The organism is Paenibacillus borealis, from assembly GCF_000758665.1.
In the GTDB taxonomy this organism is placed as follows: domain Bacteria; phylum Bacillota; class Bacilli; order Paenibacillales; family Paenibacillaceae; genus Paenibacillus_AQ; species Paenibacillus_AQ borealis.
The window spans coordinates 4,372,771-4,398,540 of the sequence record NZ_CP009285.1 but is presented as its reverse complement, the minus strand read 5'-3'; the positions used below and the strand labels follow the sequence as shown (position 1 = coordinate 4,398,540).

Genomic DNA, 25,770 nt, shown 5'->3' with positions numbered 1-25,770 from the left:
CTAACCGTTCACGGCTAGCTCATGAAGGAGAGGTACCCATTAATCTGCCAGTTCGATCAGTACATCATAGCTTCCGGTCAGTTGGCTTATTACCGATAATTCAATGTCAATTTTTCCGATGTTCACCTGGTAACCATATTGCTCAGACTTCTTTCCATCATCTTCAAAAAGAATAGTGAAATAATCTGCATCAGTGGCAAAGTCAATGTCACCATTGAGCCACCCGTAATGAACATCTTCTTCACTGAACTCCAGCGGATCATCCATTACGCCGCAGAAGTCGTGGGAATAGCGGTTTACATGCACGGTATAAGGCAGCTTGGATATTAAGTCCTGTGCTGTAATGCTGTCGTTCAGTGTGCCAGGGATGATCACATCACCGAAATGCATATTGATTTTTGTGCCGTTCTCCAGAACTCGAGAGGGAGCGCAAAAAGTTATTTCACAATACTCTTTTACTTTCTAATCTATCTGCTTTATCATTTTTGCCGGAACGCCTGCCACAACCGTATTCGGCGGAACGTCTTTCGTGACCACAGCGCCGGCGGATACGATCGAATTTTCTCCAATCGTAACACCAGGCATCACCATGGCACCGATGCCTATCCAGGCATTTCTTTTTATTACGATAGGGGTGCAAATTGTAGATTGTCTTTGAGCGGGATTCAGCGGGTGGTTAATGGTAATCAAATTCACTTTCGGTCCGATGAGAACATGATCTTCGATTGTAATCCCACCTCTATCCATAAACGAACAAGCGTGATTGATAAATACATTTTTCCCTACCCTGATATTTCTGCCGAAGTCGGTGTAGAACGGCGGAAGGAGATCGAATGTGTCATCGATTTCTGCTCCCGTTAACTTCGAGAATAAACTTCTAACCCTTTCAGCTTCATAGGATGAGCTATTTAATTCAAAGGTGATTTGTTGTGCTTTGTTAATGACCTCCCGGATTTTATAATATTCCGGATCATCCAGAGAAATCAGTTCACCTGATTTCTCACGTTCAAAGATATCTTTTGGATTCATTTTGTTAGACCTCTCTTTGATTTAAGAATAGTTCAATGGTAATCTCTGCAGCATATCGTTGACTTCATTCAGTTAGACAACTTGGTTCGTTGGGCGAATCAGGATTTCGCTTACCGCGACACTATCTGGTGTGCTAATGGCATAGGCTACAGCATCGGTGATGTCGCTGGACTTCAATCCAACCCCTTCAATTTTCCCGTTTTTCTTTACCCACTCAGGATTCTCAGGGTCGTTGATCGTTGTATACCCTCCTTCTGCTGCTGGCCCAAATCTACAACCGTGTCATAATTGGCCGGGAATTTATTTGCAGTTGAAATGAGGAACAGCTCTCCGCCTATCGCTTTCTGGATCATATCCGCGATAATTTCCGTATTCCCAGCAAGCACGCTGTCTTGGAGGTTTAGACTTGCGCTGGTAACGGCATCTATATTTGAATCGAAATCTGTATTACCGACGCGGGAAAAGTACGCTATGAGTATTTTCTGCTCACCTGTAACGAGTGGAGTGGCATTGTTATTTTCAGCAGGAATAATACCAGCAGATACACAAGTGTTTTTTTCATGTATGATTCTCCCCTCTATGAATTACAGGTTCCCTGATAAATTGCAGTGAATTGATTTCACAACCTGCTCGAGTCTTTCTAGTCCCTTATGCAATAGCACTCTTGGACAAGCAATATTTATGCGGATAAATCCCTCTCCTGTATCGCCATAGATGAGGCCTTCATTTATTCTTAGTTGTCCTTCTTCCAATAGCTTCTTACTCAACTCTGTTGAAGGGATACCAAGACTCCGGCAATCGATCCAGATTAAATAAGTTGCCTCTGGGAGTAGAGCCCTTAAGTCAGGCAGTCTTTCTTTTATAAAAGACATGATGTAATCCCTGTTCCCTGCAAGATAATCCAGCAATTGATCTAACCATTCTTCCCCATTGTTATAAGCGGCAATTAAAGCTTCAATTCCAAAAACATTAGGTTCAATGGCCTCATTAACATTAAGTGACCGGTTGACTTTTTTTCTGAATTCTTCGTTTGCCGATATAATATTAGATGTTTTAAGTCCAGCAAGATTGAAGGTTTTGCTAGGTGCCGTGCATGTTATTGAGTTCATTAGAAACTCTTCACCCATTGAGGCAAAAGGAGTGAAATGATTATCTGTATATACCAAATCCCTATGAATTTCATCAGACACAACTACTACGTTATGCCGTAAACATATTTCGGCTAATCGCAGCATCTCCGCTCTGCTCCATACTCTTCCAACAGGATTGTGAGGATTACAGAGAATAAAGAGTTTAACTTTTTCATGGGAAGCCTTTTGTTCAAAATCATCGAAATCAATTTCATAGGTATCGCCATTGTGCTTGAGTTCATTGACAACGACATGACAGCCGTTATTCGTTATAGAGGTATTGAAATAGTTGTAAATAGGGGATTGAATCAATACTTGATCTCCAGCCTCTGTAAAGGCTTGAACGATCGCTGAAAGCGAGGGTATAACACCGGTACTAACTTCGATCCATTCCTTATGGATTGTGAAATGATGGCGTCTCTCCCACCAGTGAACCTCCGCTTCATAATAAGCATCCGGTATACTTGCATATCCAAAAATCCCATGCCGCGCTCGTTCTTCTAGAGCTTTTATAATCGGTTCTGCGGTTGTAAAGTCCATATCGGCTACCCACATCGGTAAAGTATCGAATCCGTTGTCCGTATCCCATTTCGCACTATTTGTATGTTTCCGATTAATTATTTGGTCAAAATCATACTTCACACAATTAGCCTCCTTAAAGTGACTCGATCTTAGCATTTGTTATAATTTGCAGGTTTGATAGGTTTAGTTCCGGATCGTCTAGTACCAATGTTTTAATGCCTTCTGCCTTTATGACGCCGCTAATGGGATTCTTCACACTATCCAGGGTATTTATGATTTCAGCCTGAACGGTTGTATACTCAAAGCTCAAGTCGGTATTGATCATCTCACAGTTTTCTAAAATCAGGTTTTCTGCATAGCACAAAGGCTGTGTCCCGATAATTTTACAATTTACGAGTCTCAAATTTTTGGAATACCACCCTAAGTATTCTCCTTCGAGTATGGAATCATATACCGTGATATCTTCTGTGTTCCAAAGTGCATCCTTGGATAGGATCATGCTATTCCTAATCACCCCTTGTTTCACATGCTGAAAGGAGTAATCACCGTCTAATCTGAAGTTATTAATTTCGATATTGTTGCCATGCAATAACAAATAGTTGCCCTTGAATTCCGAATCAAAAATGCTCACATTGTAACAGTCCCATAAGGTTGCATTCGTATCCATAATTGTTTTGACAATGTTGATATTGCTGGCATCTCTAAATATCTTGGGGGCATCCACTTTGCAGTTGTTCATGACGACCCCATTTGTATACCAAATAGCTGCGCGGCTACCTTCAGAGAAATAGCTATCCTTAATTTCTATATTTTTATTATGCCAAAATGGATATTTACTTGAGAAACGACAACGAGATACGTGCACATTGCTACTTTCTTTTATTGCAGATTCCCCAGGCAGAAACTCGCTGTCTTCAATGTGTATATCGGAAATTTTGAATAACGGCCGTTCACCCTCAAATGTTCTATTTTCGATTAATCTCATGATGTTAATTCCTCTCTTATTGTTTATTTCTATGAAATTCGATTGATTTGGAATGAAAACAACATTTCCAGTATATAATCGATATTGATCGATTAGACGACATGTGTATAATAATATATAGAATTGAGCTGGTTACAATCGTTAAAATAATGATATCTGTCGATTAATCTACAAATTATCATTAAATGTCGATTATTTAAGAAAGAATGGTGAGCCTAACCATGTCAAAAGTAGATAGAAGAATACTCAAATCGCAGGAAGCGATAAAGAAAGCTGTTATTGGACTGATGTCTGAAAAAAGTTTTGATAGCATTACCATTCAGGATATTTCTGATAGGGCAAATGTTCACAGGGCAACAATATATCTTCATTACACGGATAAATTCGATCTATTGGATAAACTCATTGAAGAATATATTAACGAAATGCGGGAAATGAACGGATATGTATGTGAATTGGATTGGCGAGATGCTAATCTGGTCTACTTCGAATACTTTGAGCGTAATTATTTGTTTTTTTCAACGATGTTAGCGAGTAAAGGAGCCCCTTCTTTTCGTACGCGGTTCCTTGAATTTCTAATTGAAGAATACAAAGCTGAGGTAGATGTAAACGAAGAGAAAAATCACGGATTAAATGAAGAGATTATGGGCTGCTTTATGGGAACCGCATTCGTAGGGATCGTGGAATGGTGGATCTCGAAAGGAATGCCTTATCCGCCTGAAGTCATGGCAAGTCAAGTGGGGATCTTGCTAGAGAGGGTTGTATAAACGTCAATAATCTTTCAGGATACTGTAGCTCAGGAAAGAACATTGATGGAATGAACCTTACCAGAATCGCTATCCCAACAGACATTAATTAAATCGGCAAAGAGACCAAGTTCTTGTCTGGAGTAAAGGGCAAGAACTTGGTCCCTTAATGATTAATCTCGTTAATTCCACTATGAAAATTCGTTGATCGGATCCGGTGCGTTGGCTACACTTGGAATGTTAATTTGATCGAGCCCATTGTTATATTAATAATGGCTAATATTTAATCGTTATTTGTTATGGTTCGTTTCGTGCAGCCCGCCATACAACTTGATTTATATAAGTTAAAATGGTTGGTTTTTTCACAAGCAAATAACTGTAGAGATAAACACTGCGGTTATTACTTGTGCTTTTTTGTTTGTGCTTTTAGTATAAATAATAAAAACTCTGTTTGTCGCCTTAAATGGATAACATTTAAAATGTCCCGGAATTTAAACTGATTAGATGAATATCAAATCGGAAATAGTACCATGTTCTTGTCCATTGCCGATAAAGCCCCTTTCTGGCCATAAAAAAACAACTCCTAATGATTTGTTTTTAATAATAATGCTTCTTTATATAGGAACTCACGTAATTAATCATTTGATAATTTTTTGGATAATTCATGGATATCCTTGCCGGTACTAATATATCATCTGCATATTTTAGACACTCATAAAAAAACTAAACTAAATCGATATGGCCATTGTTCTTGAATCAACACTCTTATGTATCCTTATTTACCCGTTTCCCCTTACTCCTAAGAACATATTCTTCCAATTGATGTAATCAGTTATTGCATTAGTAAGCAGCTCGTATCCAAGTCGTCCCCGCTCCTGGCTAGATCATTGCTTCGAATATCGGAACGATAAAAACGTTCTGTCTTTAAAAGTGTTTTACGCCAGTTAACATAAGCATAAGCGTATGGACAAATATCAGGAAAGTCTTCCCCATTATTTTTTAATAACTGCCAACGCTGCAGAAACCCCATGTTCCTTTCTCAACTCCGCGAATAGCTCAAATAACATTTTCGCTTCGTTTTCTAATCTTTCCTTCCTTCTGTAACCTTCTGGAAAAAAGTACTGACTTAAACTACACCTATTCATGTGTCATAAAACGACCAATAATTTGAGATCTCTTTTGCTCCAGAAAAAAAGTTCGTCTTGCAGGGAGTTCTTCTTGGCCAACAGATATAACAGTCATTGAAATTTTTTTCTGAACAAGCGCATTATAGCTATCTCTATCAACCAATAATAATGTGCCTTTGTGAGCCGGTGTGCCTCGTCAATGATTAGAACCAAACGCCGTAGCTTTGATTTTTCTGCTTTTTCAATCATGAAATTAACGATCTGTCTCCGGCAGGAATTACAATTGGCTAACAGAATAGGCAATGGTGCTCCAAAATTTGTAGGTAAATGTTCTAACAGCAAAACGTAAAGCCCATGTCTTCCCCATTCTCGGTCTACCGTAAACAATCATTTTTGAGAGACGATTGTTTATGATTCTCATCATACTACCCATTAGGCGTAAAACTTCTTTAGTCGGAATTATGTAGTCACCCGTTTCAATTGGTTGTGTAAAATAGGGTCATCCCAAGTAGTAAGATAAATTATGCGGTGTAGGACTAAAGAGTTTATTGTCTTTCGTATCTTTATGAATGCGGAGTAATAGACCACTTACCGGCTGCAGTTAGATAATCAAATTCACTCCAGGCTGGCTGAAATGTTCAGATCGTACGGCTGTGGGTGATTTCCGTGAAGAGTATATTTTTGAAAACAGTGCAAACAATATTAATCATTAGTTCAAAACATGGCAACGCCACCTGTCAAAGGAGGAGATTTGATGAATAAGGTACTGAATAAAGGCATCCTTATTGAAGAATTGGCTACAGAGGCGTCACGCTCCCTAGGTGAAAAAGTAAGATTAGAGAACCTAATCAATGGCAAATGTTTCAACGAAACCGATATGCATGTAGTCATCTATGGCCCAAACAATAAAAATGATGGTTTTCATAACTCCTTATATGTCTTGAAAAGCAGGAGTGCAACTCCCAGCGATTTTGATTGCGACGGAGTATACATCCCGCAGGGATTTCGGGCTAAATTTCCCGGCGGGACCATTCTTGACGGACCATTCGCCGCAAAATACGACGATCTCAAAAGAATTCAAGTTTCTTCTTATGAAGGTATTCCAGGATATCCGACATACACCATACTCACGGCTCCAAACGCTATATTTAAACCCGAAAAATCCGGTTGTAATGACAGTGATAAAGTTTGCTGGGCGATCCCCTCGACTTTCAATGAATTACAAACATATGGACCTGCTGACGCCCCAACGGCTCCGCTAGAATAAGATCTCGCATAAATATGATCGTTCAGCATCGTAAATGTGAAGAGTAATGACAAGGGAGGGTGAGTAAGTGAGCATAGAACTGAACACTATATTCTTGAAAAAGCGGCGATATTCAGACATATCGGTCCCTTCTCCGATGCCAGAGGAGATTCCGGAAGTAAGAATTGAGTCGCCGAAACGGGTTGTATTTCTACTCGGGGGCGAGGAGCGATGGGTGATTGACGAATCACATTTTGACGGAACTCCTAAACTTATGGTGGATGACTCTATCCCGAACAGGATCCGTGTGGAACTTAAGAACGCATTTTTCCCTGGAACCAGTCTTTCGGCAAATCTAATTTGTGAGATTAACTCAGACAACGGTAGCCATGTAATGGATTTAAAACTTGATTTTGGGGAACTCCAAAGTCAGGTTTCGTTGGCTAAATGGTTAACAGGAGAACATCCAATTAGGAGTGAATGGGTTGAGCTTGATACAGCTTCGATCTGTAAACTTGGAAAGCACGGAGAAGTGCTCCTTGATGGGGACGCACAGATGGAGTTTTTCCCTGGTTGGATCTTCTGTCTGAAAGGTCAGACTATAGCTTGGTTACACTATTTAGGTACATCCGTCTATTCCGATCAAATTGTTTTTGGGATGGCAGATCAACATCACGATAGTCTATTTGCAGTGACACCAGCTCGGCGCACCATATTCTCATTTCACCGATTATGGGGAACCTCATCCTTAACCCCTGCAATCACGCTACCAGAAGGTTGGCAAGTGGAATCGCCTGAATTTCCGGATTATCTATATGATGAATTACATTTAGAAACAGCGGTCAATGGAAACGGGAGTAAGGAACAAGCATTTGTTGCCCAGCCAGCTCAAGAAGATAAGAGAATCTGGAAACTTAGACTTCACGGTATGCCAAATCCATTCCTTCTCTACAACGTACGCTATGCCATGGGTTTTGATGAGAGTACGATACAAGCTGCCCAATTTGGACATTTCAGTTCAGAGCCCATCTGGTACCACCTGAGCGGGTGCAGCCTTCTCTTAGGTGACGGACAGAATGCCAGTTTTGAGCTAGTCGCCAGGGACAAGCGTATTGAGTCTGCCGTTGTTGCACCGGCCCTGTTATCCTTTGCAGCGCCTCTTAAGGGGATTATTGTAGAGGCAATTCCAACCGAGCCTTTCAATGTATTAGGCATATATCCGGCAGGAGTCGAGCGACATCCAGGTTTTGCCAATACTGAAGCATTAGGACTGCCTGCTTTGCAGATCGACCCGGACCTTCCATCGCCGATTCTGGCTATGTCGGAGCTCACGATTTCATTGCTTCGTCCAAAAGATTTGCTGTTGCTCCGTATCGCTTTTGTGAATATGGCCTTTCGAACCGGCGGAGGCAAGCACGCCCATTGGGAACAAGTATCTCTCGACACACCTGCCTATCTGGTTGTCTATTTCCCCCCACAACACATCGCAGAGCAAGCATTCAAGGAAGGCTCACCATTTCCAAACCCACCAGTAGCTGTACGCATGGCCGGACCTAGCCGACTAGCCTTCCGTGTTCCGAGAATGGTGAGCGAACTTCCTTATGCATTGGAGACGCTTCTCAATTGGAGCAGCTTTGAACAGAGCGTCGTCCCATCGGCCATGCCATCACCAGTCGCCCCTAACCTCTTACTAAGTCACCTAACAGGATATAACGTAGACGAGTCTAACCCTCTGTTAATGCCAGAACTACCAGCGCAAGAAACAGAGGCTCCGGGCGTGGAGCATACGGCAATCGAGGCTCCTTACCGGCTCATCCTCTCTCCCAACTGGTTTGCAGGATGGGGACATGCAGCTAAACCAGTCACCCATGGAGGGATGACCGAACTCTGGCATACTCGCTTGGGGGTGCGAACAAAGGATGGCATCGATGAACAGGAGACTACTTTGCGTACCGTGCGTGCAATCTGGTGCAAGGACAAGGACGGAGTAAATCCTTTCCAGATGTCGCTGGAAAAAGAAGATCGCAGAGATATTGTTATTAACTCATCGAACTATCTTGAGGCTATCAAGGTTAACAACATGATGCTTTCTTCGCTGGGAGCTTGGTTAGACATCGAGGGAAATTGGCCATATGATCCGATTTCTCCAGTCACTAATTTAAGTAATTGGACCCACAGAGCTGCTATGGGACGCGATAACTATGTCAAAATAGTTCGTGAGGGCTATTTATTCCCTTTTGGCCATCGCGCGGCCCATATCACTGTCACCGAGCGCAGATGCGAGCTCTCCTCTTCTCAGGAGATGGTAGCCTATCTTGTATCTTGGGATATTGTGGTCGTTCGCGAGCCTGAACGGTTCTATCCGGCACCTGGCATGCCGAATGAAGGACGTAATTTCCCATTCACGCAAGTTAGGGTGAAGACTCTCCAAACACCTCACATCGTTTTGACACCATGGATCCAGGTGGGTGAAAAAGGGTTTGAAAAAGACTTTTTATTCCAACTGGAGGGGAAAGATTACGAAGACAATTGGAAACCGTTCACTACCGCAATTGCTTTCGTTGAAGCACCTACTGAGAAAATCACACCCGAACAGTATAAAAAAATTATTGAAGAACGTATTAAAGAATATACTCCAGAACGACAAAAACGATCAATGGATGGGCAAAAATTAGCCTTTGCACCCACGAGCAAACCTGGGGACACTGAGTTCGTTGTGAATTTATTAACTTTTGGAGCAGAAATTACCGAGAAAAATGAGCTACCAGGATTTTACCCCCATATGAGCACGGCAGATGTCAAGATTCCTGCAGTAGAACAGATCACAGGTGCAGATAGTAACAATCTCTTGAGTAATAACAATGAATTACTTTTTCAATATGATGATATCTACCGTAGATCGGGTTTCGATAAGGAAATCAATCCGGGAGAAGTGTTTTTAAATCTGACTAAAGCTGTTTCAAAGACTTTTCCAGGGGACAAGGCAGGCGCTATAATTACGCCTGATTTATCCATTAAAGGTCTGTCCCGAACGTATGGCCCAGTAGCAGTAAATGCTATTAAGAAATTTTTAGATGAGGATCTTATTGGAAGTATTCTAGGAGAAGCCAAATTACTGGGTGGAATACTACTCAAAGAGATTGTTGAAAAAGTAAAGCTTTCCGAATATCCAGGCAGCATCCCCCAATTGACCAACCGTGTGATCTATCCGAAGGTTAATGGACAAGAAGACAAAAATAGAGCGCCTGAAGCCATTGAGACCCTCTATAAGTTGGAGCCCCTAATGAAGTCCGATCCGGAAAATATCTTTGAGGCAAACAAAGATACCACAATGAAACTCTCTGCCTTGATTTACACCAAACTGTCTCCCCCAGAGTCTACGTATGATGTCACTGGGGAGCTGCGTAATTTCAAGGTTAATCTGATCGGTACTGACCAGACAACTCAATTCCTGACTCTACATTTCAACGAATTGACCTTTAAAGCAAGAAGCGGTCAAAAACCGGTAGTCACCCCTAAGATCGAAAACGTTGAATTTGGTGGCGCGCTTCAATTTGTAATAAGCCTTCAGGATTTCTTGAAGTCTGTTGGAGAGGATTCAGGGATTGATGTAACACCGTTAGGAGTTTCTGTAAGTTCCAGCATGGCCATTCCTAACGTGACATTGGGTATTCTGGCGCTTCAGAACCTTACATTTTTCACCAGGTTTAATCTTCCCTTTGACGGCTCTCCCGCTACTTTTTACTTTGCTTTCGCATCGCGGGAGAATCCGTTTGTGCTTACGGTCGGAACATTCGGCGGCGGCGGCTTCTTCGGCATTATGTTGTCGCTCGACAAAGATAATCCGGTCAAATTGCTTGAAGCCTCCTTGGAATTCGGAGGTAATCAAGCGCTCGATCTAGGAGTGGCTAGTGGCGGAATCTACCTAATGGCTGGAATATACTACAGGATGGAGAACGACGCCGCCACAAATAAGCGCATTTGTCAACTCACGGGCTATGTGCGCTGCGGCGGAGTGCTACAAGTACTCGGGTTAGTCACAGTTTCTGCTGAGTTCTACCTTAGTTTAAATTATCGTGACCCTGGTAAAGCATGGGGACAAGCGACGTTGACAGTGAAGATACACTTGCTATTAACAAGCAAGAGTGTGGACCTGACCGTGGAAAAGCAGTTCTCGGGCTCTGACGGAGACCCACTCATTGAAGAGATGATCGATGAAGATGACTGGTACGCATATAGTAGTGCTTTTGCTTAATACAAGGAGGATTTTATATGCTTAAACAGACTGTGCTGTGGACGGCTCATCCGAATGGGATAATTGCCGGCCATCATCCGAGACTACGTCTTTCAGCCGTAGTCTCACCGAGGTTGATGAGTGATGCTACAGAACCAACTCATTCAGATGGTACTTTGGAGCTTCAGCAGTTTCCTGATTTCCTGAGTTGGCCAGAAAAAAACCCAAAATTCTCTATTCGCTTTACTAACGGCCCTACACTGAAAGCAACTGTTGTGAGTACGACTACACCTCGATTGGAATTATGGAAAGCTTTGTTTCCAGCAGAAACATCTGTGCTGCCCTATGAGTTTAACCCTGACGATTTTCACACTCGGAAGATCCGATCCTATCCTGTTGGCAACATCCTTCAAATGATTAAACGTGTATACCAAGATGTGGTGCTAAAACATCCAACTGAGAACCCGCGGTTCGATGAAGAAGGATGGTATTATCTGAGACAACTCATTCCCACCAATCAGGACAAAAAAGATATAGAAACAATGCTTAAAGAACAATTGGCCCTTCCACGAGAATCAATTAAGGAACGGGATATTGATCAATGGCGAAAAGATCTATATCAGTTGCAGCAATTTTATCCGCAACTTGATCCACAAACCAGAGTAGAGCCTAAAATCCCGACACTCGATTTTCACCAAGTCATCTCAAGTCTCGGAGATTATCCGCTATTGCTTCGTGAATTGGGCCTGACATTCGATCTAGAAGTGGATCTCGAAGCAGGGATTCCTTTAACCGGAAGCGTAGCTATCGTCCCCAACTGGTCATCGGCACTAGGCGATAGCATAGACAGGTGCCCCGAGACCATGTATTCGATCGACCCTGCCCATAACATCTTTACAGCAACTCCAGCCAATTTGGGGATTTCAGAAGGATATGTGCAACTTGTTAATATGCGAAATAATCCTTTAGAGGACGTTGAACCTTACTCAGTCATTCAGGTAGATGCGGACAGTACTTCACTTAAGTTTCTGGAATTTCTCCGGAACATTGAGGGGATTCGAGAGTGGGATCAATCCGCGGGAAGCGCCCTCCCCTCTTTCCGTTCCAATGGCATCTCTATTGTGCATGCAGATCGAGCCTCTGAATTGTCCCAATCCCTTAATGATAGCGTTGGATTAAACACCGATGTCGAAGGTGGAGCAGGTATACTGTTTGCGGAACAGTTGGTACGCGGGTATCGCGTCGACGTGTGGGATTCTGAGTCTGAGGCTTGGCATTCTTTGTGCCGCCGGGAGGGCAAATATGACTTCGGCAATCATGGGATTAGGCTCACCGACGAGGGGTTTATATCCATGGGTCTAACAACGGCCGCAGACAAAACTTCGCTAGATCTTTATCTCCATCAGTCACTCTTTACTTGGGGAGGTTGGAGTTTGGTAGCACCGCGACCCGGTAAGGTCATCGACCCACAGGATGCTGTTGCATCGGCGAGCAACAATGCGAGCAGCAATTTTCAATTGGAGACCCACTTCAAACCTGTTGCTGGCTCTCTCCCCAGACTACGATTCGGCCGGGCTTATCGTTTTCGGATGAGGACTGTGGATCTGGCCGGCAACAGCCGGGATTGGAATGAAGAGCTACCGAAGTCAGTTACGGACACCGCTCAGACGCGAGAGCAGTTCTATAACCGCTATGAACCTGTGGAATCTCCCGTTGTCGTTTTAAGAAAGGACACTGGTCCAGGTGAGTCGGTACACCATCTGATCATACGAAGTAATTACAACTCGTCTGTTGAGGCCTATAATGAGCGCCACATTGCGCCGCCAAAAGTATCTCAAGTAATGGCGGAACAACACGGATGTTTTGATATTTCGTCAGGTTTGGATCCTAATGCATACCAGCTTATGATCAATAAAGACGGCAGTTTTTCAGACAAGCCACACGAAGAGTCACAGCTCCGTCTACCCTATTTGCCTGATCCAATTTCACGAGGGGCCGCGTTTCTAGGACTACCTGGGTCAGGAATGGACAAGATCATGATGGTGCCATTTTCTACTGAAGGTGACTGGTTCGAGACATTGCCTTTCCGCCTGCGGCTTGAAGATGGTACCGGAAAACCGAACTGGGACCCACACCGCCGATTATTAAAGGTGTATTTGCCAAAGGCGGAAACAGCTACCATCCGTCTAAGCTCCTACCTGTCAGATGAGGATTATAACTTGATGGGAATTCGCCAAATGATAGAAGAAGCGGATCCCGCGCTTGCGTCAGCGGCTACTCGCGATTATCTACGAAGACTAGCACTTGAAGGCCGACTATGGATGTTAACACCCAACCGAGAATTAACACTAGTGCATGCTGTTAGGCAGCCACTGATTGAGCCTGTTTTTCAACAAGTTATGGCAAATCGAGAAAAGAGTCAGACCTATGTAACTTTAAATGGCTCCATTGGGATGGATGGCAAATCAACCGTTAAACTCGATATTAACGCTTGCTGGCAGGAGCCTGTAGACGCTTTATCCGAGCCCAAATGTATGACGATATCTCACAAAGCTCATGTCTGTGAGATTAAAGTAGACGCCGCTAAGAATGAAGCTAACTTGGGCTACCGGCATGAATTTGGCGACACCAAGTACCGTCAGGTGACCTATACCGCCGATGCCACTAGCCGGTTTAGTGAATACTTTCATAAGCGTTATGAAGATTGGTGTACGCTGAATCGTTCTCAGGGTACAGAACTGAGACACACGCGTATCGTTGAGAACACAGAGAATGTGCTTAGCAAAGACAAGAAAATCAAGTACGAGCGAATAAAAGATTATACAATTGATTACGGCAGTGGAACCATTACCCGAACCACTACTGGCGCTATACGAAAAGGAGAGTCGGTTCATGTTCTGTATTCGTATCTCCCCGGTGAAATCACTCGATCGTCAGAAAGTGTGACTGTGGATATTTATAATTCGGCCCCTCCTGCTGCTCCTAAGGTGCTCTATGCCGTTCCCACGTTTGAATGGGAGCATGAACACGACATGAGTGAAACGAAAATCCATCGAAAGGGCGGCGGATTGCGAATATATCTGGACCGACCATGGTTCTCATCTGGTGAAGGAGAATTGCTTGGAGTCATTCTCTGGCCCGGCCTCACTGGCACCTCAATTCCAGTACCTTATATTACGCAGTGGGGCAAAGATGGTATCCGAAACGGCGAAGCACGAGCATTCCCTGCCCTGCCCCAACTTAAAGATTTCAAGCTAGCAGTTGCTAGGGATACTGTGAATGATCTACAAGAATTACCGAACGAGGACTTCCATGTGGCGGGCCATACCGTACAATATGACCAAGATCACAAACGCTGGTACTGTAATGTGGATATAAACACTTACGATGAGTATTATCCTTTTGTTCGTTTGGCGCTGGCAGGCTACCAACCAATGTCTTTAAATGGCGCTCATCTTTCACCGGTGGTGCTGTTGGATTTTATCCAGACAACCTCGAACCGACTGGTTACTTTCCAGGAGGATCCAACCGATTCACGCAAGATAAATATCAGTTTGAGCGGACCTGCTCCGAGTGGCGCATTAGTCGGGGCAGTTGTGGTAAAGCTTGAAACGATGGATCCGTATAAACATGAGCAGGGATGGTTGCCGGTTCCCAACTTTACTTATTATCTAGCGCCAATTGAGAATCCAGAAACATGGATTGGCCAGGTTACATTGCCAAGTCCCCGCGGGGACAAACCGTACCGTTTGATTGTATGCGAGTATGAGCGCTATGAGATCGATGGGGATGCCCCTAATAACAGTGACATGCGTCTCGTCTGTACGGTGGAATTTGAGATGTGAAAGAAAGCTGCGAGCCTACCCGGCATCGCAGCTTTTCTTCGGCTTGAGATCGGTCCCTCCGCCGTCGCGTAGTAAAATTCATATATTCGTTATACAGTGTATTTGTATAGGGAAAATTTAAATTCAAAAGCGGGCATTGCCACAGTTCTAGCCGTCGTTTTGTCTTCTTCGTGAAGCACCGACAGCCCGCAATTATTTAGCCTCATTGTAATAACTCAAGAACTTTTTTTATAGCGTGAGCGTGAGCTTGACACAATCCATCAATAAATGTTTCAGTTTTTAACAAAACAGAATCATTAGGGTCATCAATAAATAAATTTTCAGTGAGTATATTTGCAATATTTGTTTCTCGTAAGACCTGTAGATCCTTTTTCTTTTTTCCTCTATCAGTTACATTTGCCGTACTAAGAAATATCATCATTTCATCATGAAAAACCGTTTGATATTTTTCGGCAAATTCAATGTCTGGATAATCAGGGTGGATATAATCTTCGTAACCAGCTCCCCCACCAGAATTAATGTGGACGGAAACAAAAAAATTAGGGAATCCTGTATTTGCAATATTTGCACGATCTTCTAAAGTGACAAAAGTATCGTCGGTTCTAGTTTGGCGAATATCTACTTCAGGTTGAATCGATCTTAAATGATTTTCAATACCTAAAGCGATTTTTAGCGTTAAATCTTTCTCGACTAACCCATTTGCAGATGCTCCAGGATCATGTCCACCATGACCTGCATCTATAACAACTTTTTCCAACTGTGTTCTCCTCCACATAACAAGATGTGTAATTACAAAACTTGCATAAGTTTCTGAGATTTCAGGCAAAGCGTTTTAAAGTTTAATGCTTCATGCAGTTCCATTGATTCGTGCGGCGCTAGTGTGGGCGTATCCATGAAGGTATTATCATCTCCTTTTCCATTAACTTTTTTCTTTTTTCATCAACGTTATATTTTCCGCCGTTATCGGATCTTATACTAAAATGGATTGCCGGAAATCAGGGACTCGTATTTTCCCACGCAGTCCCATGAATATAAATAAAATGTCAACCACATACTTATTTCTGTTCAAATTAATGATCTTTACTCAAGGGAGGAGGACTAGCTTTGACCAACGAGAATAAAAGTAACCTTGCCAATGAAAATACAAGAAAACCGGCAGAAGATTCACTTAACTCGAGCGGCAATACGCTGGAGCAACATGCATCTAACGCGGTTTCTGAGGTGAAAACGGCTTTAAATCAGGCGATAAGCTCGATAAGTGAATCTAATGCAGCAACAAATTCACAGGCTTTGGAGGCGGCCCGGCAGCAAATAATTCAAGCTGAAGGATTTATAGATCAAGCACAAACTTCAGCAAATGCATTACGTCTGCCGGACCAACAATAAAACGGTCTTAACGCAGTTATGCAGAGATATCCTGCTTATTCGGGTACACACGGAGAGTCACCATAGAAGGCTTCGGCTTACGCCGAGTTCAAATTGTAGATAAACCCTGGTCTTTCAAAGACCTTGGGTTTCTTTTCGTTTGCAGTTGCTTACCCGGTTTGCTGAGCAGGTTGTCTACAAAATCAAAATACGTGTTCCCTACAGCATAATCGCCTACAGGCTCAGGAAGTGTCTTTACGTTGCCAAACATGCTTATTCCTCCTCAAGTAAAATGAATCTTTGATTATACCTTAACAAGCATTTCGTAAATCCCCCGGATATGCTGGGCGCGGGCTTTTATGGGCTATGTTCTTGTCCACCGACGCAAAAACACCTCCAAGATTATCTCCCCAACTTACGATTGCTCAGGGTTCATTCTCTTAAAGGTGTTTTGATCAGCATCATAATCATAATTATAATCGGCCGGATTTGTTTTAAAAGTGTAAATGACGCTGTAACTAAACCAGTTATTAGATGGAGCTTATTTTGAGCAAAATTCTTCCCCGTCCATGTCTGGCTTCGCTCTTCTCCAGTGCTTTATCCGCTTGGCTTAACGGGAATATGGAATCAATCTCCGCTTTTATTACACCTTCGGCAATTAATTTCGTTAGATTTTGCAAGTCTTCCCGGTTAGGGAATTTGGTATTGAACTTAGCTGTAATGCCATATTTATCAGCGTTTTCTTGGGATGGATCCTGAGTTAAGGAAACCAGGGTTCCGCCTTTTTTCAGCACCGGCCAGGAACTGGTTTCTGTCTCGCCTCCAACGGAATCAACCACCAGATCTACATCTTTTGCGATATCTTCGAATTTGGTTGTGGTATAGTCAATGACTTGATCAGCTCCAAGTGATTTAACAAAGTCCACGTTAGAGGATGAAGCCGTGGCGATCACGGTTGCCCCCTTCCATTTAGCCAGCTGTACTGCAAACTGTCCAACACCGCCTGCCGCCGCATGGAGGAGAACGGTTTGCCCGGACTGGAGTTCACCTTCGGTGAACAAGGCTTTCCAAGCGGCTTCTGCTCCGGCTTTAATTGTTGCAGCATGCTCAAAAGTGAGGCTCTCCGGCATCGTCATCAGTTCTTGTTCCTTCGCAACTCCATATTCCGCATAAGATCCTCTGATACCGCCAAACACACGGTCACCGGACTTAAATTCTGTTACAGCTTGCCCCACCTCTTCGACAACTCCTGAAGCGTAGAAACCAGGGATGTAGGGAAATGTTACAGGAAATACAGTTTGAAGCCAACCATTACGGATTTTAAAATCAAGCGGAATGACCGTAGCATACACGATGCGGACCAGGACTTCATCCGCTTGCGGTTGAGGACGATCCACAGTTTCTGCCTTCAAAACGTCTGGACCTCCGTATTCGTTGACCAGAACAGCCTGCATAGATTTTTCGGACATGCTTATCTCTCCTCCTATATGATTCATTGTTTGGTTTACTTCCATTTTACTTTTCCAGATTTGCGGCTATTTTTTTGGCCAAAGCTGCAAACTGTACTTTTTCTTCATCATTAAGATGTTCCGTTGTAATCTCCTCCAGCTTGCGCCAAGCCTGATCGACTCTGGTTTCTATATCACGCCCTTCTTGGGTGAGTGACACGATGGTTACCCTTTTATCCGCTTCGGAACGGCTGCAGGTGACGAGACCCGCAGCTTCCAAACGGCGAACGGACTTCGCTATGGTAGAGTGATCAAGCCGCAACGATTTTGTGAGATCATTCTGAGATTGGCTGTCCCGGTGCCATAGTTGCATCAGCACCAGTTCCTGTCCCGGGTATAGGCCTGCTTCCCGAAGCAGTTGTCCCGCAATTCGGTGATGGGAACGAGCCAGACTGAAGATCGAAAAATTTACGGGGAAATTGGTGACCGCACGGATCTCTTCCTCCGTGGTTTCGCTGTTTTCACTATGCTTCAATAAAGTCACTTCCTTTTATGTGGTCGTCAACATATCTACACACTCACAGTAACATTTAAATATGTTGCCGTCAACATAAATGCAATCAGACAAATTAAAAACAGAACCCTTAAAGTGCTCTAAGGGTTCTGTTTATTAAATTATTTATTTGATATATTTACTTTTATACTTATCAAGAAGCATTCCGGCTTTGTCCAATTTCTTTATTCCTTCTGCCCCCTTCTTTTCACCTGCATTGAATTTGGAATAATTTATTTTGGTCGTCTTCAGGCTATCCCGCATTATAGTGAACCCTTCCAGCTGGAGTTTTGCACCTGCCAGAAAGTAGTTATGTATTTCTTTCAACTCTGCATTATTAGGTTTGAGGTTTTTTAACCCGGATACAAACTTAGTATAATTGGGCACTACAGTATTGTTTAAAGTAAGAAAGAGTGACTTTCTTGTTGAATCGTTCAGGAGTCTATTTTGATTAAACGTATCTATGGCTTTATCTTCATAGCTTGCAATTGACTGCAACTGTTCATTGTAATCTTCCATATCCTGTAACATGATTTCTTCACGGGTAGGTTCCTTTATAATTACCGGCTTTGTTGGCTCAGAAGTTGGTTCAGGAATGACTGTATACTCATCCACCACTTGAACAGTGAATACATAAGGTTCAAACTTATCTCCAATATTGACAGTTAAGGTAGCAATCCCTTTATTTATTGCATGAAGTTCAGAAACCCAATTCGTTTTCCGTACGACCTTGACAACATTCTCATCTGAAGAGATTGGAGTGAAGTCATGTTCCGTAACGTCTGCATCGGTCCAGTCAGTGATGGCTATTTCGTAGGACTTCCATTCTCCAACTTTAATCTCAGCAGGTTTGGTCACTTTGACAATGTCGGTGATGTTCCGTGCAGCCGCATGAATACTGCCACCCCCTGATACAACTGATACTATAATTGCTAGTATTAACGAATAAATCAAACTCTTTCGTTTCATATAACCTTATCCCCGCTTAATTATTAATAGTAAAGCATCTACCAATTTTGCTAGAACATTTCATGAATAGGTTGCAGGTAGCAAACAGCAAAATGCTTTCCTCTGATATTATATAACTTAGCAGGTAAAATTGTCCTGTGTTTTTTGCTGCTGCCCCATTAAGGTTCTTAATTGTCATACTCATAAAAGAGTGATTTTCTGTCCGGGTCCATTCTTATCCGCTGACAAAAATACCGGCCGCCAGAAATCTGCTGGCAGCCGGTTATTCAGCTTGTTATTTAATGCAATTATAAATAATCTGTGCTGCCTCTGCCCGGGTTGTGGCAGCCCTTGGGCTCAGCTCTTTCCCCATGCCCGTGAGTATTCCAGCTTCCACAAACTGCTTCATGGCTGTCTGGGCATATCCGGCTACCGCACTGACATCAGTAAAACTGTCATAGCTCTGATTGTTGCTGCCATCCGGCAGACGGTTCTGCTGCTTCATGATATTGTACAGAATTACCGATGCCTCTTGTCTGCTGATGACGGCCTCCGGCATAAAGGAGTTGCCGCCCACACCGGAAATCAAGCCCAGTTTCTTGGCTGTACCGAGATAGCTTGTGTAGTATTTATTCCCTGCATCTGCAAAGTTATCAGCGCTATCTGCATCAGGCTTAATGCCGAAAGCATTCATGACCATCATCAGAAAGTCAGCCCGCTTCACCTGGGCCTCGGGTGCAAACACAGAGCTGCTTACCCCTTTAACCACCTCTCTCGCCGCCAAGTAGTCGACTGCACTGGAATACCAGTTGCCCGGTGCAACATCAATGAATTTGATTTCGTTATACCCTACAGCATAATTTGAAAAATGGGCGGTCTGGAAATTAACCTTTCCGGCTGCTGCATCGTAGCCGCCATTAACCAGCTGAAGGTTTCCTGTCTGATCAATATAATACACCACAATGGCATTTGACTTTTCAGTTGCTTTTGGCGTATAAGGTACACTGATCTTAACTGTTTCGCCGTTGAATGTTGTAATTTCATCATTTCCGGATGTTACAGAGAAGTCTACAACCGTTCTGTCTCCAATCTTGCTCCGGGCTTTGTCCGGCAAGCTTAAGGGGTCAAGCTTCTTAATGCTGATTGTACTATCTGCTGCTGCACTTCCAATTGCTGCTACTGCTTTGGACGTAAAGGTAATATCAGCAATGCCTGTATTCAGCTTCAGCTCTGCCCCGGCAACCTCCATTAACTGTTTGAGAACATCCTTGGCAATAACTACATCAACAGATGATTGGCCTGCCTCCGGATCCATCTGAATCTCCATGACAACCTTTTGACCGGCCGCTGCGGCTTGCTTGACCTTGCTGACCAGATCACTGATTATAGTGGAATCAAGCTTGACGATGGCAGTTCCTGCTTCCTTGCCTGCCGTTGCTTTGATCCTCATACTATATGAAGTGGTGCCGTCAGCAGCGGTGCCAGAGGTCACGGCCACCGGAATTGCCGCCGGAGTACTGGTTGCAGCACTGACGCTACCTGTTGAAGTCAGCCCGTTATCTTCACTGGCAGCTGTTGGGCTTGGTGTTGGTATTGGTGTCGCCGTTGGTATTGCCGTTGGTGATGATGTAGGAGTTAGTGTCGGTGTAGGCGTCGGCGTCGGCGTTGGCGTAGGTGTTGGTTCTACTGGAATGTCACCAGTCTTAACCAGCACAATATCATCATAAGAGCCCCAGTCCTTTGCATTCCCCTCAAGTGAAATCCCGATCTTCAGTGTTCCATCCGTAACCTTGATATTCTCAACAACCGCTTGGTTCCATACATTCCAGCCTTTGTTCGCGAAGCTTGAGCTCAGTAGGGTCTTCTCGCCATTCAAGGCATACAGCTGATTCTTCGTCTCATCCCCGGCGCCCTGCGACCAGGCCGTCAGCGTGTAGATTCCATTCTCCAGAGCGGTAAGCGTCTGATAGGCGTCCAGTGTAAAGGCGGAATCCTTCCAGAATCCCAGTGATCTTGCACCGGTATGGCCATCCGAACTCGCGGTCAGGGCAGCAGGATCAGGAATGGTCCAGCCAACAGGCAGACCCGCTTCATTCACCTGCTCGAAGCCGAAATTAACCACAGGGTTCGAATCCACCGTGAAGTGAAGGGTGTAGGTTCTCACTACATCTCCCTTGACAACAACGGTTGCACTGCCAGGCAGCGCAGCCGTTTGCGTAATTTCTGCCGATATGCCTTGTTCTGCAACCGCTTCAACGGCTGGCAAAGCAGTTGTGCCATACGGCAGAACAACATTGTAGTCCTGAACGGCCGGATCAAATCCGCTAACCGTAGCGCCGTTCACCCTCAAATCCAGCAGCTTGCTGGTATCCTTCTTAATCAGCTCGAAATCGTCAATATTCCCCCACTGGCCATCAGCAAGCTTAAGATGAGCGCCTAGGGTCAAGGTTCCATCCGTAACTTCAATTTGATCCAGAACCGGCTTACTCCATTTCTGCCATCCTGTATTTGTAAACTGTTGTGTTCTGCTGCCGGCAAAAATTTCTGAAATCTCTTCACCGCCCCCGCCGGATACCCAGGCCGACAAAGTATACGTTCCATTCTCCAGACCAGTGATCGTCTGCGAAGTCCTGAACTCGGCAGGAGTCGTACTATAGTAATGCAGGGCTGACGAACCCGAATGAGCATCTTTTTCAATATTGACTGCACTTGTATCTCCCGAAAGCTCCCATGCGTTCAACTCATCTTCAAACCCGGGATTCTGTATCAGATTTGAGCTTGGAATTACGGTGATCTCGCTGAATGCGGAGAAACCCCCGTCATAGGTAACTGCAGTCACGGTGGCACTTCCCACAGAAACTCCGGAAAGTATTCCACTATAAGGATCTACTTTAACAACCTCCGGCTTAGAGCTTGTAAAGCTTACTCCTTTATAGGTTGCATTCAACGGTTCGAAAATGGCTGTTAATTTATCCGTCCCGCCAACTTCAATAGCGGTTACAGGCTTGTCCAGGGACACCGCGGTAACCGGATGGCGGTTGATTTCGGCTGCGCCGTCGATGAAGGCATCCATAGCCAAGGTCGGCGAGCCGTCAATATTCCATGCCGATAACGGATAGCCGAACAATACACCGGTAGGCTCCCAATAAAAGATACCGGTTCCCTTATTGTCCGGAACAGCCTTCAGTTTATTCTGAACCGCCACGAGCATATTGTATACGCTGTCAACATCCTCGGAAACATTCCCTCCGACCTCAACGATCATCACTTCTTTGCCATATTTGGCTTCCAACGCATTCATATTGTTGCTCAGATCATTGATGGTAGAGGTGAAAATAGCATCAGGATAATAGGACAAGCCGATGATATCGTAATCCGAATCCTTAAGACCGGCAGCTGCCAGACCGGCAAAAAATGGCCCGACCCCTGCTTCAGCTCCGCTGGCCCGATGGATGATGACCTTAATGTCCGGGAACACCGCCTTGGCAGCATGTGAGCCGGCCTGGATCAACTGAACGAGGTTGGTTGTATTACTGTAGCTTCCTAAAGGATGCAGCATTCCATTATTAATCTCATTACCGATCTGCACCCATTCCGGTGTTACATTTGCATCTTTGAGCGCCTGCATCACTTCCGTAGTGTACTGCGAGACATGCGCCTTCAGCTGTTCTATATTATCGTCCTTCCAGGCTTCAGGGGTAACCTGTTGACCAGGGTCAGCCCAGCTGTCGCTGTAGTGCAAATCGATCATCACACGGAACCCGTAGGCACTTACCCGGGAAGCCAGTGCAACAACTTCTTGTGTACTGTTATGACCATTGGCCGGATCATCTGACGGATTAACCCAGGCCCTGATTCTGATGGAATCGATGCCGTGCTCCTTAAGTATTGGTAAAAGCTCCTGCTCTTGGCCATTATCATTATAGAATTTATAGCCTAAAGCCTCCATTTGCGGCAGCCAGCTGATATCTGCCCCTTTGGAAAAGCTCCCGGAAACAGATGAAGCGTTTACATTTGCTGGCAAACCAATTGATACTGCTGACAGAATCATTGCCCATGTAAGAACGATTACCACAATCTTTTTGCTGATTCTCATAGTTCAACCTCCATTATTCATTTAGTAGCTGCAGTTTCCAGCCTTTAACATCCTTATTGTAAAGAAATATAACTCAGGTGTGGATGGAGCAGATCAACTATAAATAATACTTCTGCAACAAATCTCATATGAATTTGCGATTTTTCTAAGACTGGCACAGTTCCAGCCTACTTGTTCAAAAAAAAAGGCAAGCCATAATGGCTTGCCTTAACACTGCTGTCAGTTAGTGAGAGTTTAGTCCTCATTTGTCTAACATTTTTGAAAAGTACTTAGGAGCCTCCTTAAAACCTTGTCTCTCATAAAATTTATGAGCCTCTATTCTTCTGGAATGGCAATGAACTTGGATATGGTCACATCCCCGTTTTCTTGCAGAGGCAGAGGCAAATTCCTCTAATTCCTAATTGCTGGATATAATGAAGGGGAATACAGGCGATAACACGTCCTTCATCTTCATAAACCATTAACTCTTCGTTGGGGTGCAACTTTAACCCTTCGCTATAATCATGTCATTATATTAGCGAGATTACCAGAACCACGGTGTGACTATTTCAATGCAGGTGTGGTTTATTTAAGTTACACTGCACGTTCGTTGAACAAAGGCAGCTGATCATGTTGATCGGCTGCCTTCTTGTTGTTATTGAGCTAACGGTCATCTTATCGTCTGGTACACGAGACCTATGGCTCCAGAATCAAAGGTTTTGTTTTCGATTAGCTTAAGATTAATCTTCTCCTTGAGGCCTTGGAATAACGGCAATCCGCTACCGATCAGGACAGGAGAAACCGTAATTTTATACTCATCAATTAAATCCAGCTGCATAAGGTGGTGTGCGAACCTGGGACTGCCGAGGATGACCATATCCTTGCCTGGCTGCTGCTTGAGATTGTTGATCTCTTCCTCGATATTTTCTTTCACCAGTCTGGAATTGTTCCATTCGACGTTCTCCAGCGTCGTGGAAAAAACGATTTTGTTTGTCTTTTCGATCCACTCGGCATGATTCCGTTCATGCTCCGAAGCAGACGGGTTCGAAGGCACGGATGGCCAGTAACTGTGCATCATCTGATAAGTCCCGCGTCCCCAAATGACTGTGTCGGCAGTACTCAGAATTTCCTTCGCATGTTTCTCCAAATCAGCATCATAGGAAACCCAGCCAATATCCATTTCACCATTCGGTCCTTCCACATAACCGTCAAGCGATGCGTGCAGAAATAGAACGAGTTTTCTCATTTTCAGTTCTCCTTTGTTCATAAGGGATATCTACTCTATACATTAACTGCATCATGGCATCAGCACAAGCAGCAGCATGGTTATCGTTCTGCATTTTGTCAAACTGGCAGCCTCCTTCATTATTGTCTCCATTGAATATCATCCTTCTGACCGCACAACCGAATGGCCACGGCTTAAGGATAACACGGCAATTGCAGCTGCAAACCCAAGCTGTACGAACGAGCTGTTAAGGCTAAGTACAATGCTGGAGGCTTCAGGAGCCAGTGAGACCACATTGAAATTCTGAGTTGGGCCAAATGTCCATACAGCGATCTCCCAGACCACAAGGAATATGATGATTCCGGTTACCCAGCCGAGAACGGAGGATAACAGAACCAATGCGAGAACTTGAACAGCCATCGAACAGAAGAGCGTACGGATAATGCCGCCTATCCGGTCCGCCTGAAGCCGCCCAATCTGGATTTCCTCCAATTTCGATTATGTCCTAATCTAATTATGCAGGAAAAAGCATATAACCGTTATCCTGATCGTATTAAATGGTTGCCTATTCCTGTCATTGGCTCATCGAATTTTTGAACCGGCCGGAAGAGATTACGTTCCTTGCTCTACTGCTCGCAAAAGAAATTCTTTATACCCTTTTGAAGGGGCCTTATGGTGTTACATTAGGCCAAATAGCCATGGAAGGGAGCAATACTTACCGGATCAGAGAAGCCATAGAACATATTAGTTCGAAATTCAATCCATCCATGCGCGCTGAAGAGCTTGCCGAAGCAGCGAGCATGAGTCTGTCCTCATTCCACCGTGACGGGTATGAGCCCTATTCAATTTCAGAAGCAATTAAAGGAATTGTATGATCCTGCTAATAGTATCGTTTTCCTGGGGGATTAAATGATCTGAAATCTCTGCCAGCCATGTATAAAAATCCATTGAAAAAGGCAAGCCAGAGCTCGTCCTTTTCCGTGATATGAAACCGTTCAGGGACACACAATTGCTTATCCAATTGAGGCTCTGTAAAGATGGTTAGCGGTAATTCATGACTAATTGTACAGATAACAATTTGTACTGTAATCAGTATTAGACGCCAATATACTATCACCTTGCGCCAAGGGGACGCAGAGGCAGTAGTTCATTTGAAGCTGCTATGTTCAATTTTGCTGTTGCATAATTATCATTTATTAAATTTATTGCATTAATTGTGATTCTAATCACAGTTGATATTTAAAAACCTAAATATAATAAAAATACTATAATTACATTATTTTCATTTATAT

Annotated in this window: 18 protein-coding genes; 6 read left to right on the top strand and 12 right to left on the bottom strand. The window is 43.9% G+C overall.

Annotated features, from left to right (window positions below; all coding sequences use genetic code 11):
• Positions 1–39: 39 nt before the first annotated feature.
• The 4 genes from PBOR_RS18465 to PBOR_RS18450 form a co-directional block, all read right to left on the bottom strand.
• Positions 40–390 carry a cyclophilin-like fold protein gene (locus PBOR_RS18465; RefSeq protein ID WP_157764069.1) on the bottom strand — a complete coding sequence of 117 codons (351 nt, stop codon included), beginning with the start codon at positions 388–390 and terminating at the stop codon, positions 40–42.
• A 72-nt stretch (positions 391–462) separates the two neighbouring features.
• Positions 463–1,029 (bottom strand): sugar O-acetyltransferase, encoded by a 567-nt coding sequence (locus PBOR_RS18460; RefSeq protein WP_042214122.1) that lies wholly within the window; start codon positions 1,027–1,029, stop codon positions 463–465.
• A gap of 584 nt (positions 1,030–1,613) precedes the next feature.
• Positions 1,614–2,801: a MalY/PatB family protein gene (locus PBOR_RS18455; protein WP_042214119.1), complete on the bottom strand. Its 1,188-nt coding sequence runs from the start codon at positions 2,799–2,801 to the stop codon at positions 1,614–1,616.
• 13 nt (positions 2,802–2,814) lie between these two features.
• Positions 2,815–3,666 (bottom strand): DUF3737 family protein, encoded by an 852-nt coding sequence (locus PBOR_RS18450; RefSeq protein WP_042214117.1) that lies wholly within the window; start codon positions 3,664–3,666, stop codon positions 2,815–2,817.
• A 221-nt stretch (positions 3,667–3,887) separates the two neighbouring features.
• Here PBOR_RS18450 and PBOR_RS18445 point away from each other — a divergent pair, with 221 nt between their 5' ends.
• From PBOR_RS18445 to PBOR_RS18430, 4 genes are all read left to right on the top strand, one after another.
• Positions 3,888–4,433, top strand: coding sequence for a TetR/AcrR family transcriptional regulator (locus PBOR_RS18445; RefSeq protein ID WP_042214115.1), 546 nt, complete (start codon positions 3,888–3,890; stop codon positions 4,431–4,433).
• 1,860 nt (positions 4,434–6,293) lie between these two features.
• The gene (locus PBOR_RS18440; protein ID WP_042214113.1) at positions 6,294–6,806 is read left to right on the top strand and encodes a hypothetical protein; all 513 of its coding nucleotides are present in this window, start codon (positions 6,294–6,296) and stop codon (positions 6,804–6,806) included.
• Positions 6,807–6,873: 67 nt separating this feature from the next.
• Positions 6,874–11,040: a hypothetical protein gene (locus PBOR_RS18435; RefSeq protein WP_042214110.1), complete on the top strand. Its 4,167-nt coding sequence runs from the start codon at positions 6,874–6,876 to the stop codon at positions 11,038–11,040.
• A 17-nt stretch (positions 11,041–11,057) separates the two neighbouring features.
• Positions 11,058–14,864, top strand: a complete 3,807-nt coding sequence (locus PBOR_RS18430; RefSeq protein WP_042214108.1) for a hypothetical protein — start codon at positions 11,058–11,060, stop codon at positions 14,862–14,864.
• Positions 14,865–15,066: 202 nt separating this feature from the next.
• On the opposite strand, the gene PBOR_RS18425 is transcribed toward PBOR_RS18430, so the two are convergent.
• Positions 15,067–15,621, bottom strand: coding sequence for an N-acetylmuramoyl-L-alanine amidase family protein (locus PBOR_RS18425; protein WP_042219608.1), 555 nt, complete (start codon positions 15,619–15,621; stop codon positions 15,067–15,069).
• Positions 15,622–15,968: 347 nt separating this feature from the next.
• On the opposite strand from PBOR_RS18425, the gene PBOR_RS18420 reads away from it, so the two are divergent.
• A complete protein-coding gene (locus PBOR_RS18420; RefSeq protein ID WP_042214104.1) occupies positions 15,969–16,250 on the top strand; it encodes a hypothetical protein in 282 nt (93 codons plus the stop codon).
• An 88-nt stretch (positions 16,251–16,338) separates the two neighbouring features.
• On the opposite strand, the gene PBOR_RS37015 is transcribed toward PBOR_RS18420, so the two are convergent.
• From PBOR_RS37015 to PBOR_RS18390, 7 genes are all read right to left on the bottom strand, one after another.
• On the bottom strand, positions 16,339–16,500 hold the full coding sequence (locus PBOR_RS37015; protein ID WP_157764068.1) for a hypothetical protein: 162 nt from the start codon (positions 16,498–16,500) through the stop codon (positions 16,339–16,341).
• 259 nt (positions 16,501–16,759) lie between these two features.
• Complete coding sequence (locus tag PBOR_RS18415; RefSeq protein WP_052429542.1) at positions 16,760–17,698, bottom strand: NADP-dependent oxidoreductase; 939 nt, start codon at positions 17,696–17,698, stop codon at positions 16,760–16,762.
• A gap of 46 nt (positions 17,699–17,744) precedes the next feature.
• Positions 17,745–18,212: a MarR family winged helix-turn-helix transcriptional regulator gene (locus PBOR_RS18410; RefSeq protein WP_042214102.1), complete on the bottom strand. Its 468-nt coding sequence runs from the start codon at positions 18,210–18,212 to the stop codon at positions 17,745–17,747.
• A 144-nt stretch (positions 18,213–18,356) separates the two neighbouring features.
• On the bottom strand, positions 18,357–19,199 hold the full coding sequence (locus PBOR_RS18405; protein WP_042214100.1) for a hypothetical protein: 843 nt from the start codon (positions 19,197–19,199) through the stop codon (positions 18,357–18,359).
• Between the two features lie 274 nt (positions 19,200–19,473).
• On the bottom strand, positions 19,474–23,274 hold the full coding sequence (locus tag PBOR_RS36660) for a glycosyl hydrolase 53 family protein (RefSeq protein WP_099052477.1): 3,801 nt from the start codon (positions 23,272–23,274) through the stop codon (positions 19,474–19,476).
• A gap of 649 nt (positions 23,275–23,923) precedes the next feature.
• Positions 23,924–24,499, bottom strand: a complete 576-nt coding sequence (locus PBOR_RS18395) for a dihydrofolate reductase family protein (protein ID WP_042214098.1) — start codon at positions 24,497–24,499, stop codon at positions 23,924–23,926.
• Between the two features lie 138 nt (positions 24,500–24,637).
• Positions 24,638–24,970 (bottom strand): MFS transporter, encoded by a 333-nt coding sequence (locus tag PBOR_RS18390; RefSeq protein WP_042214096.1) that lies wholly within the window; start codon positions 24,968–24,970, stop codon positions 24,638–24,640.
• A 65-nt stretch (positions 24,971–25,035) separates the two neighbouring features.
• Here PBOR_RS18390 and PBOR_RS18385 point away from each other — a divergent pair, with 65 nt between their 5' ends.
• Entirely contained in the window at positions 25,036–25,353 is a 318-nt protein-coding gene (locus PBOR_RS18385) for a hypothetical protein (RefSeq protein WP_042214094.1), read from the top strand.
• Positions 25,354–25,770: the final 417 nt, after the last annotated feature.